Consider the following 13,770-nt stretch of genomic DNA (forward strand, 5'->3'; position numbering starts at 1 on the left):
GCCATACTAAATTCAGTGATAATACGGAGTCAGATGTATGAAAATTCATGTCGAGGTTGAAGTCAGTCCGGAAGAAATGCGCCGCTTAGTCGGACTTCCAGACGCCCAACCACTTTGGGATGCGGTCTACAAACGCATCGGCGAAGGTGACTCAGAAATGATTCAACAAATGGCGAAAACCGCGTTTACTGAAGGTATGAAAACCATCGATTTATCTGCTCGGGTATTGAAATCATTGAGCGGCTTAGCCAGCAATCGCAAAAATTCTGACAAAGCGACTACAGAGGCTAAAGATCCTGAAAGTAGCGATGACAAGCCGCAAAAACCAACACCTAGCAAAGCTGCGCCCGTGCGTCGCAGCGCATCCAGCAAAAGTAAAAGCTAAATTGTTTTCAGCTGGCACCCAATACCACTAAAGCATTGCTTAGCCCTCACCGAACCCTTTTAAGAATTTCAGAGTGACACCACCATGGCAAACACCACTTCGGGCAGCAAAAACATTGCTGCCTCGGGCAAAGTACTGCGAGTTCGCAACGCAACTTTAGCCGATATACCCGCTATTGGCGCCCTATCTAAGCGCGTCTACACAGGGACCGGCATCGATCCGTATTCGCGCGCTGAGTTGCGAGGCCAATTGAATAATTTTGCCGAAGGCAAATTTGTCGTCACCCTTGAGGACGAAATAGTCGGCTATTGCGCAACATTTCGGGTCAGCGGCGAAGTCTGCCTAAAACCCCATAGTTGGGCTGCGATCACCGCCAATGGTTACGGCACCCGCCACGATGCCGAAGGCGAGTGGTTATATGGTATGGAGGTTTGTGTAGACAGTAGCGTGCGCGGCTACCGTATCGGTCAGCGGCTCTACAATGCACGCAAAAAGCTGTGTGAAGAGTTAGGTTTAAAGGGTATTGTTTTTGTCGGTCGTCTGCCCAGCTTGTCGCGTCGCATCAAAAAATATGGCAGCGCAGAAAACTATCTGGACGCGGTAGTGCAGCAACGCACCCGTGACCCAGTGCTGTCGTTCCAGCTTCGCAACAACTTTGAAGTTATCGATCTAATGCCGAACTACTTGGTCGATGACACCGGCTCTATGGGCTATGGCGTGCATCTTGTCTGGCACAACCCCAAAGTGGAAACTGCTGCCAATGTCGCCCACACCAAACGCCACGGCGGCCGCCAACCCGACACCGTGCGGATTGGTACCGTGCAATATATGCAGCGACGCGTCACCTCATTTGTCGAGTTCATGTCGTTCATAGAATATTTTGTCGATGTGGTAGCGGACTACAAAGGCGACTTTGTGGTTTTCCCCGAGCTTATCACCCTGCAGCTACTGTCCATTGAAGACCAGGAGCTAACGCCTATTCAGTCCATAGAGGCACTCACCAAGTACACACCCCGCTACGTCGAGGCCATGCAAGACTTGGCCGTGCGTTACAACATCAATATTATCGGCGGATCACACCCTACTCGCGTCGCCAACGGCAGGGTCGAAAACATCTCTTACGTGTTTCACCGCGATGGCCGTGTCGATGAACAAGCAAAAATTCACCCCACCCCCAATGAAGTCTATTGGTGGAATATTGAAGGCGGCAATGAGTTACAAGTTATAGACACCGACTGCGGCCCCATTGGTATATTAATCTGCTATGACTCCGAGTTCCCAGAACTCGGCCGCCACTTAGTAGATCAAGGCGCTGAGATCCTATTCGTGCCCTTCTGCACCGATGAGCGCCAAAGCTATATGCGCGTGCGCTACAGTTGTCAGGCTAGGGCCGTTGAAAATCAGGTTTATGTGGTCATGTCTGGCAATGTCGGCAATTTGCCTAACGTCGCCAATATGGATATTCAATACGCACAAAGCTGTATCTTAACGCCCTGTGATTTCCATTTTGCCCGCGACGGTATCGCCGCTGATACCACGCCCAATGTGGAAACAGTCGCTATTGCCGATTTGCGACCAGAGTCATTGCGCATAGCCCGTAATAGCGGCACAGTGCAAAATCTGCGCGACCGCCGCCACGATTTATATCAAATGAAATGGCGAGGAAACTAGCATCATGGGCGAAGGCAGACTGCTAACGCCCAAACATTGAAATAAGGCACGACAGAACTTGTCGGCATGGGCTCTCAATACGAGAGCCCATTTTATTTTAAATAAATATTTATTCAGAAATGACGAACATCGAGAACAGGTAATCTTCTTTACTTATTAACACCAATTCCGATCTTATTTTTTACATTCCACAAAATAATAAATTTTAAATTACTTAGCGAATTTAAACCTATTTTTAAACTACCAAAACAAACATCCAAACTAATTTTTAAAGCAGTCAGCATAATGACAGCGCGACATTCACGACTACTGTCGCAAGTTGCCAGCATTCGTGCCAAAAGCCTATGTTAGCAAAATAATGGTCTGCATGATTACCGAAAAAGGCAATCGGCTCTGGATAGAGCCCGAAAAGAAAACCTGCCACTCTTTGTCATCAAGATAAGCGCGTGCGTAAGTTATTTCAGGATACAAATCTGCACTTCATATCCCGTTATAAAACACCGCTCTACATTTTTTTAATCGAAATAGCGCCAAAACACAGACTACACACAGCCAAACTAAGAGCGGTAATTATAGGGGGCAACTTACCCCTGTACCGCCCAAACCGCAGTAACCACCGGGATTTTTATCCAGATATTGCTGGTGGTAGGCCTCGGCGTAATAAAACTCGTCTATATCGACTATCTCGGTCGTCACCGCAGGCAAGCCCTCTTTAGCGAGCGCCGCTTGATACAACTCGAGCGATGCTGCCGCCACCGCTTTCTGCTGAGCGGTAGAACAATAAATACCCGAACGATACTGGGTGCCAACGTCGTTGCCCTGACGCATGCCTTCGGTGGGGTTATGGCTTTCCCAGAACAACTTCAGTAATTCTTGGAAGCTGACTTGAGCGGGATCGAATGCCACTAACACCACCTCGTTGTGCCCAGTCATGCCTGAGCAAACTTCTTCATAACTTGGGTTGGGCGTATGACCGCCACAGTAACCAACAGCGGTGGTGTAAACGCCGTCTTGTTGCCAGAATTTACGCTCTGCGCCCCAGAAACAACCCATACCAAAGACGACCTGCTCAGTTCCTGCCGGAAACGGCGGCAGCAGCGGCGTGTTAAGCACAGTATGTAAGGATGGCACCGTTATTCTATCTGTTCTGCCAGGCAGTGCCTGCTCCGCTGTGGGAATAACTGCCGGCTTACGATAGCGATCAAAAATACTCATTTTTCGGGCTCCTCTTAAAACATTCTCGACCTGCACCTACTATGCCCTGATTCACCCATATTCCGCCACCCCCAGCAATCACCAAAAAACACTGCGAGTTCAATGACTTTAGTCATCGCCCAATGGTGGATTTTTCCGGGATTTTTTATTGCTATTTAGCATAAAACACGTTTAAATCGCCGGCTCTTTAACCAACGCGGAGGATTTATGCTAAATGAAAAGCTTAGATCATATGCCTTCTCTGGAGGCCGGCGCAGCCAACTGTAATCCGATTACACAATCGGATGAAAATCTCGACCACGTCATTATTCGTGACGGCGTTGCTTACGCTGGTACGCATCTTATCATCGACCTTTGGGGCGCCTCCCATCTCGATGAACTCCCCCGCATGGAAAAAGCATTTATTGACTGCGTCAAAGAATGTGGTGCCACCCTGTTGCACATCCATATGCACCATTTTACCCCTAACGGTGGTATTTCTGGTGTCGCGGTTCTAGCCGAGTCCCATATTAGCGTGCACACCTGGCCCGAACGCGATTACGCTGCGTTTGATGTCTTTATGTGTGGTGACGCCAAGCCTGAATTAGCCGTGGAAATTCTCCAAAAGGCTTTCTCGCCCTCACGCATTGAGGTCGGTGAAAACCTGCGCGGGAGAATGGACGATGTCTGAGTGGTTTGACGAAACACTCCATGACGCGTACCACCAGGGATTTCAAGTCAGCGAGGTCTTGTTTGAAAGCAAGACCGAGCATCAGCATCTTATTATTTTTGAATCTGGCAGCTTTGGCCGGGTAATGGCGCTAGACGGCATTATTCAAACCACCGAGCGCGACGAATTCATCTATCACGAAATGTTAGCGCACACGCCATTATTTGCCCACGGCAATGCCAAAAATGTCCTCATTATTGGCGGCGGCGACGGGGGCTTACTTCGCGAAGTACTCAAACACTCTGAAGTTGAGCACGTTGTGCAGGTTGAAATAGACCAAGCCGTTATCGATATGTGCGTGAAATATCTACCGAATCATTCGGCAGGTGCCTACGACAACCCCCGGGCAAAAATAGTGATTGGGGACGGCATTGATTTCGTCACCCAGTGTGACCGTCAATTTGACGTCATCCTGTCTGACAGCACTGACCCCATTGGTCCCGGCGAGGTCTTATTCACTTCTCCGTTTTACCAAGGCATTCAGCGCTGCTTAAAACCTGGCGGTATCTTTGCTGCGCAGAACGGGGTAGCGTTTATGCAACCAGACGAAGTGAGCACCACCCATCAGCGTCTATCACCACTGTTTGCGGATACTGCGTTTTACGCAGCAGCAGTGCCGACTTATATTGGTGGTGTGATGACCTTTGCGTGGGCTAGTAACAGCGGAACGGCACGCGAGCAAGACTTAGCCACACTGACAAGCCGGTTTGTCGACAGCGGCATCAAGACTCGCTATTACAACCCTGCCCTGCACATCGGCGCTTTTGCACTGCCCCAATATCTCGTGGAGATTTTGGGCTAGCAGACATTCCGGCCTGCTGCCATAAAAGTAGCAGGCCGGATGAGATTGCACAGCCGTATATTTCTGTAATTATTCTCCCTTAAAATGGTCCGACTCCAGCAGCAAAAAGCAGCGGCATAGCTGACAGTTGTCATAGATATTGTTAGGGTGAAAATATTACGGGACTAAACCGTAAAAAAGTTTCAAAATCAGCGCGTGATATAGACCAGACTGCGCACTTAAATGCACGATCTGAGTAACAATGTAAGCAAACGAGTCCAGACAGAATCTGGGTATAGCCGAAAACTAACACTGGCCATATAAATGAAATTCCGTTTCCCCGTTGTCATTATTGATGAAGATTTTCGCTCCGAAAACATCTCCGGTTCGGGCATTCGCGACCTCGCCGATGCCATTAGTAAAGAAGGTATGGAAATCGTTGGGCTAACAAGCTACGGCGATCTTACCGCGTTCGCGCAACAGGCAAGTCGCGCGTCCTGCTTTATACTCTCTATAGATGACGAAGAATTCGGTGACGGCAGCGACGAGACCGTTGGCCAGGCATTGGAGTCCATCGCCGAATTCATGACGGCGGTACGTCAACGCAACACTGACATCCCGGTGTTCCTCTACGGTGAAACCCGCACCTCTCGACACATTCCCAATGAGATTTTACGTGAGCTGCACGGCTTCATTCATATGTTTGAAGACACCCCAGAATTTGTCGCCCGCCATATCATTCGCGAAGCGAATAAATATCTTTCATCGCTGGCGCCGCCATTCTTCAAAGCGTTAATGAACTACGCCAGCGACAGCTCATACTCTTGGCACTGCCCAGGCCACTCTGGCGGCGTGGCATTTCTCAAAAGCCCGGTTGGCCAAATGTTCCACCAATTCTTTGGTGAAAACCTGCTGCGCGCTGACGTCTGCAATGCAGTGGAAGAACTTGGGCAACTGCTAGACCACACCGGCCCGGTTAGCGCCAGTGAAAATAACGCGGCGCGCATCTTCGGCTGTGACCATTTATTCTTTGTTACTAACGGCACATCCACCTCAAATAAAGTGGTATGGCACTCCACCGTCGCCCCCGGCGATATTGTGGTGGTAGACCGCAACTGCCATAAATCGATTTTGCACAGTATTATCATGACCGGCGCGATTCCGGTATTTCTCATGCCAACGCGCAATCACTACGGTATTATCGGTCCTATTCCCAAAAGCGAATTCGACCCCGCTGCAATTCGCAGAAAGATCGATGAGCACCCTTTTGCCCGTCATGCTAAAGACAAAAAGCCACGGATACTTACGATTACCCAAAGTACCTATGACGGTATCGTGTACAACGTCGAAGAAATCAAAGATATCCTCGATTCGACCATCGACACCCTGCATTTTGACGAAGCTTGGCTGCCCCATGCCGCCTTTCACACCTTCTATCATAATATGCACGCTATAGGCGCAGACCGCCCGCGCTCAGACGACACCCTGGTATTTGCCACCCAATCAACGCACAAGTTATTGGCTGGCCTATCACAAGCCTCGCAAATTCTGGTTCAAGATGGCACCCAGCGAAAACTCGATACCCATCGCTTTAATGAATCCTACCTAATGCACTCGTCAACCAGCCCGCAGTACGCGATCATTGCGTCATGCGATGTCGCCGCAGCAATGATGGAACCGCCTGGCGGAAAAGCACTAGTAGAGGAATCAATTCTTGAAGCACTAGACTTCCGTCGTGCTATGCGCAAAGTAGATGCCGATTATGGCGAGGATTGGTGGTTCAGTGTTTGGGGCCCCGAAGCCTTAGCCGAGGAAGGTATTGGTGACCGCGACGATTGGGTCATCCACTCAGATGATAGTTGGCACGGCTTTGGCGAAATCGAGTCTGGCTTTAATATGCTCGACCCGATCAAGGCAACCATCATTACCCCCGGTCTAGATGTCGACGGTAACTTCGATGATTTTGGTATTCCAGCCTCGATCGTCAGCAAATATTTAGCAGAACACGGTATCATCATTGAAAAGTCGGGGATGTACTCCTTCTTTATCATGTTCACCATCGGCATCACTAAGGGCCGCTGGAATTCCATGGTCACCGAGCTGCAACAATTTAAAGACGACTACGATCAAAACCTACCTCTGTGGCGGGTAATGCCGCAATTCGCAGCCAAATATCCACAGTATGACAAAGTCGGTCTGCGCGACTTGTGTAGTAATATTCACAATGTCTACAAAGAATACGATCTGGCCCGTATCACCACTGAGATGTACCTGTCAGAAATGGAAGCGGCAATGATTCCAGCCGACGCCTGGTCTAAAATGTCGCACCGCGAAGTTGAACGCGTTGCCATTGATGAGTTGGAAGGTCGCATTACCGCTATGCTAGTGACGCCTTACCCCCCCGGTATTCCACTATTAATTCCTGGTGAGCGTTTTAATAACACCATCGTCAGATACCTACAGTTTGTGCGCGACTTTAACTCTCGCTTCCCCGGCTTCGAAACTGACTGCCACGGCTTAGTTAAAGAACGCGTCAATGGTGTAGATCATTACTTTGTCGATGTCGTCAACGATGGCTAAACAGCTTTTATAAGCACTTTACAGAGCAGGTAATGCTTAGCTACTTTTCAAGGCCGGACACAATCAATGTGCTCCGGCCTTTTTTACGCCCGCCAAACAAGACCTTGTGTAGCCGCGCCTGAAATCAGCGTTAGATTTAGAAATTCCTCATACCAAATCGACGGTTTTAAGAAAACCTGTGATCACGGTCACAAAAAAAAGCCCTCTCGTCACACAATATTCACATTATTCACAATTACATGTGTAAAGATAAACATTCATAATCTCAGTCGCGTTTTTATCGAAATAAAACGCTATTAGCCTACTAAAACGCTGATATAGAAATCGGATTTTTTGACAACTCAGGACGAAAATATGATGCCTTTACGACCGTCAAGAGGACTTGCGTCCGTAATCATATATACCACAGCAGCAAGCCTCTCACTGACTTCTGCCGCCCATGCACAAGAGCTTACCAGAATTCTCAATATAGGCGCCTTACTGGCACCCAAAAGCGCCCAGGGCGTCGCTAATAGCAAGTCAATTCTCGCGCCGATCACCAAGCCTCTCGGCGATTCACTAGCACCCTTAATTGATACCGTAGACGGCGCTTTAGACCCCCTTACAGATCCGATTGATGAGCTATTAGGCACGCCCTTACTTGGCGCGCTCTCGCCTATTACCGTTCCGCTTCTCGGCGCTTTGCAACCAGTAACAGACCCTGTTGATGGCATTGTCGCCGATCTAACCGGCGGCAGCGTCAGTGATGCATTAAGCAATACCGATAAATACACCGCTGACGGTGACGGCATCGTCAACGATCTACTTGGTGGACCGCAGGTTCCCGGCAGTGGTACCGAGGCTGGCGAAAAATCTCCCTTGGGCTCGATTAGTGCTAGTTTAGGCGCAAGCTTAGAACCTCTTATCAGCGCGATTGATGTTGGCTTAGACCCACTGACAGATGTCATTGATGACCAGCTTTTAGAGCCTATTCTTGACGCTTTGGCACCGGTCACTGATCCGTTGCTCGCGGCTCTAGAACCTGTTACCGATCCAGTAGATGGCCTTGTTGCTGACCTCACCGGCGGCAGCCTTGAAGACGCCCTCACCAATATCGATGACAACACCGCAGACGGCAATGGTGTGGTCAATGACTTACTTGGTGGCGAATCAGAAAACACAGCCAGCGGCACGGAAGCGGGCGAAGCCTCCATTCTCGCGCCAATTAGCGGCCCACTTGGTGACTCGCTAGACAACCTTATCACTGCGGTAGATACGGCCCTAGACCCCATCACTGACACGATCGATGACCAGCTTGGTGAAGCGCTACTCGATGCTTTAACACCTGTCACCGATCCTCTGCTGGCAACCTTAGAGCCGGTCACCGATCCTGTTGACGGACTGCTTAACGACCTCACTGGCGGCAGTATCGAAGATGCCCTCAGCAATACCGACGACAATGCCGACGATGGCGACGGCATCGTTAATGATCTACTCGGTGGCACAAGCGCACCCTCTAGCAACGATGGCAGCGAAGTCTCCCCGCTAGGTGAAATTTCTACCAGTCTAGGTGAAGGCTTAGTAACGATTATCGACGCCGTTGATGCTGGTTTAGACCCATTAACAGATGTTGTAGATGATGAAATTCTCCAGCCTGTATTAGAACAGCTTGCACCACTAACTGAGCCACTTCTCGAGCAGCTTGAGCCCGTTACTAGCCCTGTTGACGGTCTTATCGCCGATCTTACCGGTGGCAGCTTAGAAGACGCATTGACCAATAACGATGACAACACCGCCGACGGCAATGGTGTGGTCAATGATTTACTGGGTGGTGGGGAAGAGAGCACGGTCAGCGGAACAGAGGCAGGCGAAAGCTCTGCATTGCAGCCCATTACCGGGCCATTGGGTGACTCTCTAAATAACTTAGTCACTGCGCTTGATACTGCCCTTGACCCTATTACCGATGTTGTAGACGATCAAATCGGTGAAGCACTTTTAGATGCCCTGGCACCTGTTTTAGACCCAGCACTGGATGGCGCAGGCCCAATCACCGATCCTGTTGATGGCATTCTTGCAGACGTCACTGGCGGCAGCATCGAAGATGCATTAACAAATAACGATGACAACACCGAAGACGGCAATGGCATTGTGAATGACTTGCTGGATGGCCGCGCTGGCAACACCGGCGAAACATCACCTGTCGCGCTAGTCACTAGCCTAGTCGGTGATGGCGTAGCTCCACTAATCGATTCCTTGGACCAAGGCTTAGATCCGCTCACTGACGTCGTTGACAGCCAGATTGGCGAAGTCTTATTGGGCGCACTGGCACCGCTCACCGAGCCCGTTTTAGGACTAGTAGAGCCTGTCACTGACCCGCTTGACGGCGCTGTAGCCGACCTAACCGGTGGTAGCTTAGAAGATGCATTGACTAATAACGACGACAATACTGCAGACGGTAACGGTCTTGTTAATGATTTATTGGGTGGCGGAAATAACAACGGTAATGGCGATGGCGGGCAAGGCAACGGCCCACTTGATCAACCCGCACTTATCGCGCTGCTAGATCGCGACCTAATGAGCAATAGCCCCTATGGCCCAGGTGGCTGCGCAGACCAAGACGCCGACGGTGTGTGTGACGAGCAAGACGAATGTCCGGAAACCCCGATAGGTAAAGCGGTGCTAGCCAGCGGCTGCCACCTGAGCGAATCTGCTCCACTGCGCTTAAACGGTGTCTTCTTTGAATTTAATAGCGCAACATTGACTTCAAATGCAAAGACGATTTTAGATGCAGCGGTTCCTGTTATTCAGCAATCTGATGCGGAGAAAATCGAAGTCGCCGGTCATACTGATGGTATAGGCAGTGACAACTACAACCTGAATTTATCGCAAAACCGCGCGCAATCAGTGAAGCGTTACCTAGCAGACCAAGGCGTAGATAGCCTTCGTCTAAGTGCACAAGGTTACGGTGAGAGCACGCCTATCGCGAGCAACGATACTGACGCCGGCCGCGCGGAAAACCGCCGAGTCGAACTAGCTATTATTGACACCGAACAATAATCACCTTAACGGCCCGCCTTTTGGCGGGCTAACGGAACCTTACTATTTAGGGAGAGCACCATGGCAATCGATTTGCCCCCCGTAATGCCACCACAATTAGCCACAAGCGAACAAGTCAGCGCCTACAGCGCGGTCTCTGCGGCTGAGATATCTGCCACAATTAATGGTACCAACGTGCGTGTATTGGGTAACCGCTACCTTGCCGATGCCGACGTTAAAAGCATTCTTAGTGGCGCTAGAACGCCTGCAGAAGGCATTATTAATCTCACCAAACGCTATTACCAAAGCGGTCATTTACTGGTCAGAATACGCTACGCCCGAGAAGGCGATGATGTTGTGGTATTTGTAGAGCAACTCACCTTGTCAGAAGTTCGGGTTGACGCTGACATGCAGCCGTATTTCGACGGCCTAGTTGGCGATAGCGATCTGAGCATTGCTGAATTTGATCGCGCACGCATACTCGCAAATCTCAAAGCCGAACGCGGCGGCTACGAATACAGCATGTCTTATCAGGAAACGGGTGCCGACGCGGTCGCCTTAGTCATGACCAAGGCTGACACAGAAGACTACAACAGCACCGACTATATTCTTGAAGCCAATAACAAGGGCAGTCGCTTTTTGGGTCGTTACTTCGGCTTAGCCGGGGTAAAACACCGCTTCGAAAGTGGCACCGAGTTATCGCTTGCCTATCAGACGGCATTTACCGATCTCGGTGAATCCCGTGACGGCGAAAACCTAGATCAATTCAGCGTCAGCCTCGACCATCCTTTTGTCAGCGGTCTGTACGGCGTTGACTTGTCTTATGTTGATTACAGCAGAGACCCTACAGTAACGACTCGCGCTCAAAGCGGCTTATGCTTATTGGGCATCCTTGGCTGCCGCACCACCACCTCAGTCACCACTGTTAATTTGAATGCTGAAATTCTGCAAGTGGCCTTTCGTGGCGAACAGATACTTTTCAGCGACGTGGAGTCACGCGTGTCTCTGACCCAAAGACTCTCGCATATTGACTCGACAATTGAGCAAGCGGGCAGCAGTGATAAGCTGCTGGAAGAAACCTACCAGGTTGTCGACATCGGTCTAAAATATCAAAAAGTACGCTTTAAGACCGATGAATTATCTGCAGCACAGTTAAATGTGGGTATTAACTTCCTCGCCGGTTTCGGCGATGGCGGCACCCTCGATAACTACGCAGAGTATCAAGCGGCCTTCGCGGCACAAAATCCCGGCATTAGTACACCGGACGTTGTACCGGCAGCCCGCACCGCTGAATTTATCGCACTGCAGCCCAGTGCGCGCTACATGATGCGTATTAGCGACGATACCCTGCTGACACTCTCTGCGAACGGACAATTTACAGAAGAACAAGTCCCCCAGCAGCAGCAGTTTATTTTAGGTGGCATGAATACCCTGAGCGCCTACTTACCGGGCGTATTAATCGGTGATGAAGGCTATTTCTTGAGCGCGAATCTAGAAAAAACCTTCACCTTGAACGAGCTTAAAATTTCACCGGCGGTATTCACCGAATATGGCGCCAGTTGGTTTAACAAAACCAATAGTGAATTTGGCGACGTACAAAGCATTGCCAACGCGGGTGTGCGCTTGCGCATTGAGTTCTCCGACTACCTATTCACTGAATTAGTTGCTGCGCTGCCCGTCTATGATGACGTTGCAAACAGTGATGAGCTAGATGCTTTGGAAGCTGACTTCTTCTGGCGCATTCGCTTTACCTTCTAAAAACCGTTCTGAGATGCTCGGCCTAAGTCCCCCTTAGCGCCGAGCATTTAGCCCTAATGGGCTTACAGGTATTTCCCCCCTCTTTACTAACTGGCCTGAACTTTGCTAGCCTTGAGCTGTCTGAATATTTAATCTGAATCGCGCAAAACGTGATTTCAGGTATTTAGCAGGCAGATTTAAGCAATTGACAGCAACAGTTTTGGGCTAGGTATTTCCTCGCAAAACCCCACGCACATAGGCTGTAACCGCCTTGAGTGGTAACACCCGCGCTTTAAATCAATTGCTCAAGATAGTATGGATTTCTTCTACTCACCAAAACTGGTAGTGCGGAAAAATCGTATATCTGTGACCTCAGCGACTAACTATCGCTTAATCGCACCAACGAAGGTCAACAAATCAACATACTTTAAATAAAAAAATAGTCTTGTCATAAGACTGTCACCGACAACAGAGATAGTAGTCAGCGGTAACGAGAATACCGAAGTAAGGCAGATATGATGACGGAAGAAGGCGCAGAGAGCGCGAAGGAGAGAAAAATGAATAAACAAAGTAATAACGTTAACGTTAAAAATCTATGCAGTCGTAAATTGTGGGAACTACTGAAAAACGCTGAATGGCAGAGCAACACCGAACGTTTTGCGATTGAAAGCGAGTTATCAGATCGTCGCCATTACGTAAAAGAACTAGAGCAACTCAGCGGCCGAGAAACGAGGCATTAAGCACAGCAATATACGGCAACAAACTTAATAGTAACCACGGTAAGTAGCCAGCCCAAAAGGCAAGTTGATCTTCACAAACCCGATGTATCGCCAAGCCCAGCTGGGCTGGCACCTGCTTAGCATCACCCATCTGAGAAACCGGCGGCAACGCCACTCCCGCTAGAATCCCGCTGCGCAATAGCGCAGTGGAAAACAACTCCCCTGCATCTACTTCTGCCGCCAGCTTATGATATCGGCCATTTATGGGTGCCTGAGGTAAACGCCGGGCAGACTGCTTAAGAGCCTGTGGCAAAGTGAAGCCGCCGCCAATGCAGTCCGCGAGGTGGTTCATATAGTGATAACTTTGATACTGGGCGAGCGCTCTGCCAAAGCCCGGTAGTCGATAGCCCAGCTGAGCAGCGGCCCCTCGCAATGAATGCACTACAGAGATTAATTTTAAGAAGCCGCAGCCTAGTAGTACCGGTAGCAAACCGAGTATGCCGATAAGCACCATGTCACCTAGGGAGAATACTCCCGCGATAAAGCCCCACAAGGGTAAAAGCACTGCGAAAGCCACTATAATCGCCAAAGGCCAGCGCGCCTGGGTCTGTAAATTCTGCTGAAACTCCGCCTGCAAACGATAGTGTTCTGCGAGGCGCAAATACATTTTAGCGAGATTCCCCACCGCCAGACCTAACTGTAAAAATTGCAGTTCCCAGTCGAGAAACACGCCGCCCTCCCGCAGCTCATCTAACATGACCCGCTGACCATCAGCAAACTGCGCAGCAACGCTATCGAGCTGAGCGCGCTGCGCCGCTTGCTGACCTTTACTTAGCAAGGCAACAACCTGATCCCAATTATTCTCACCGGACTGACTGGCCTGATACAGTGATTGAAACAATACGAAACGTTGCGCAGGAGAAAATCCGGGAACCATGTAATAATCCGTTATAAGCTT

10 protein-coding genes are annotated in these 13,770 nt (G+C 49.8%); 8 read left to right on the forward strand and 2 right to left on the reverse strand.

Annotated elements, in window-relative coordinates; all coding sequences use genetic code 11:
• Positions 1–37 precede the first annotated feature (37 nt).
• Together AB4875_RS13465 and AB4875_RS13470 are read left to right on the forward strand one after the other, a co-directional pair.
• Complete coding sequence (locus AB4875_RS13465) at positions 38–385, forward strand: DUF6489 family protein (RefSeq protein WP_368376570.1); 348 nt, start codon at positions 38–40, stop codon at positions 383–385.
• An 84-nt stretch (positions 386–469) separates the two neighbouring features.
• Entirely contained in the window at positions 470–2,056 is a 1,587-nt protein-coding gene (locus AB4875_RS13470; RefSeq protein WP_368376571.1) for a GNAT family N-acetyltransferase, read from the forward strand.
• A 570-nt stretch (positions 2,057–2,626) separates the two neighbouring features.
• Here AB4875_RS13470 and msrA read toward each other — a convergent pair.
• Complete coding sequence (msrA, locus tag AB4875_RS13475; RefSeq protein WP_368376573.1) at positions 2,627–3,271, reverse strand: peptide-methionine (S)-S-oxide reductase MsrA; 645 nt, start codon at positions 3,269–3,271, stop codon at positions 2,627–2,629.
• A 214-nt stretch (positions 3,272–3,485) separates the two neighbouring features.
• Here msrA and speD point away from each other — a divergent pair, with 214 nt between their 5' ends.
• From speD to AB4875_RS13505, 6 genes are all read left to right on the forward strand, one after another.
• Complete coding sequence (gene speD, locus AB4875_RS13480; RefSeq protein ID WP_368376574.1) at positions 3,486–3,941, forward strand: adenosylmethionine decarboxylase; 456 nt, start codon at positions 3,486–3,488, stop codon at positions 3,939–3,941.
• Positions 3,934–4,782 (forward strand): polyamine aminopropyltransferase, encoded by an 849-nt coding sequence (gene speE / locus AB4875_RS13485; RefSeq protein WP_368376575.1) that lies wholly within the window; start codon positions 3,934–3,936, stop codon positions 4,780–4,782. Before speD ends, speE begins: the two co-directional genes overlap by 8 nt.
• A 303-nt stretch (positions 4,783–5,085) precedes the next feature.
• Positions 5,086–7,341, forward strand: a complete 2,256-nt coding sequence (locus AB4875_RS13490; protein WP_368376576.1) for an Orn/Lys/Arg family decarboxylase — start codon at positions 5,086–5,088, stop codon at positions 7,339–7,341.
• Between the two features lie 354 nt (positions 7,342–7,695).
• On the forward strand, positions 7,696–10,377 hold the full coding sequence (locus AB4875_RS13495) for an OmpA family protein (RefSeq protein WP_368376577.1): 2,682 nt from the start codon (positions 7,696–7,698) through the stop codon (positions 10,375–10,377).
• 60 nt (positions 10,378–10,437) lie between these two features.
• Positions 10,438–12,114 carry a ShlB/FhaC/HecB family hemolysin secretion/activation protein gene (locus tag AB4875_RS13500; protein ID WP_368376578.1) on the forward strand — a complete coding sequence of 559 codons (1,677 nt, stop codon included), beginning with the start codon at positions 10,438–10,440 and terminating at the stop codon, positions 12,112–12,114.
• A gap of 536 nt (positions 12,115–12,650) precedes the next feature.
• Positions 12,651–12,833 (forward strand): hypothetical protein, encoded by a 183-nt coding sequence (locus AB4875_RS13505; protein WP_368376579.1) that lies wholly within the window; start codon positions 12,651–12,653, stop codon positions 12,831–12,833.
• Here AB4875_RS13505 and AB4875_RS13510 read toward each other — a convergent pair.
• Positions 12,808–13,749 carry a type II secretion system F family protein gene (locus tag AB4875_RS13510; RefSeq protein ID WP_368376580.1) on the reverse strand — a complete coding sequence of 314 codons (942 nt, stop codon included), beginning with the start codon at positions 13,747–13,749 and terminating at the stop codon, positions 12,808–12,810. The two genes, AB4875_RS13505 and AB4875_RS13510, sit on opposite strands and share 26 nt — an antisense overlap.
• Between the last annotated feature and the right edge of the window lie 21 nt (positions 13,750–13,770).

This window comes from Zhongshania sp. R06B22 (assembly GCF_040892595.1).
GTDB lineage: Bacteria > Pseudomonadota > Gammaproteobacteria > Pseudomonadales > Spongiibacteraceae > Spongiibacter > Spongiibacter arctica.

What these genes read in the sequence shown, in the direction of transcription:
- AB4875_RS13465 (WP_368376570.1), top strand. Translation starts at nt 38, where the DNA reads ATGAAAATTCATGTCGAGGTTGAAGTCAGTCCGGAAGAAATGCGCCGC.
- AB4875_RS13470 (WP_368376571.1), top strand. Translation starts at nt 470, where the DNA reads ATGGCAAACACCACTTCGGGCAGCAAAAACATTGCTGCCTCGGGCAAA.
- msrA (WP_368376573.1), bottom strand. Translation starts at nt 3,271, where the DNA reads ATGAGTATTTTTGATCGCTATCGTAAGCCGGCAGTTATTCCCACAGCG.
- speD (WP_368376574.1), top strand. Translation starts at nt 3,486, where the DNA reads ATGAAAAGCTTAGATCATATGCCTTCTCTGGAGGCCGGCGCAGCCAAC.
- speE (WP_368376575.1), top strand. Translation starts at nt 3,934, where the DNA reads ATGTCTGAGTGGTTTGACGAAACACTCCATGACGCGTACCACCAGGGA.
- AB4875_RS13490 (WP_368376576.1), top strand. Translation starts at nt 5,086, where the DNA reads ATGAAATTCCGTTTCCCCGTTGTCATTATTGATGAAGATTTTCGCTCC.
- AB4875_RS13495 (WP_368376577.1), top strand. Translation starts at nt 7,696, where the DNA reads ATGATGCCTTTACGACCGTCAAGAGGACTTGCGTCCGTAATCATATAT.
- AB4875_RS13500 (WP_368376578.1), top strand. Translation starts at nt 10,438, where the DNA reads ATGGCAATCGATTTGCCCCCCGTAATGCCACCACAATTAGCCACAAGC.
- AB4875_RS13505 (WP_368376579.1), top strand. Translation starts at nt 12,651, where the DNA reads ATGAATAAACAAAGTAATAACGTTAACGTTAAAAATCTATGCAGTCGT.
- AB4875_RS13510 (WP_368376580.1), bottom strand. Translation starts at nt 13,749, where the DNA reads ATGGTTCCCGGATTTTCTCCTGCGCAACGTTTCGTATTGTTTCAATCA.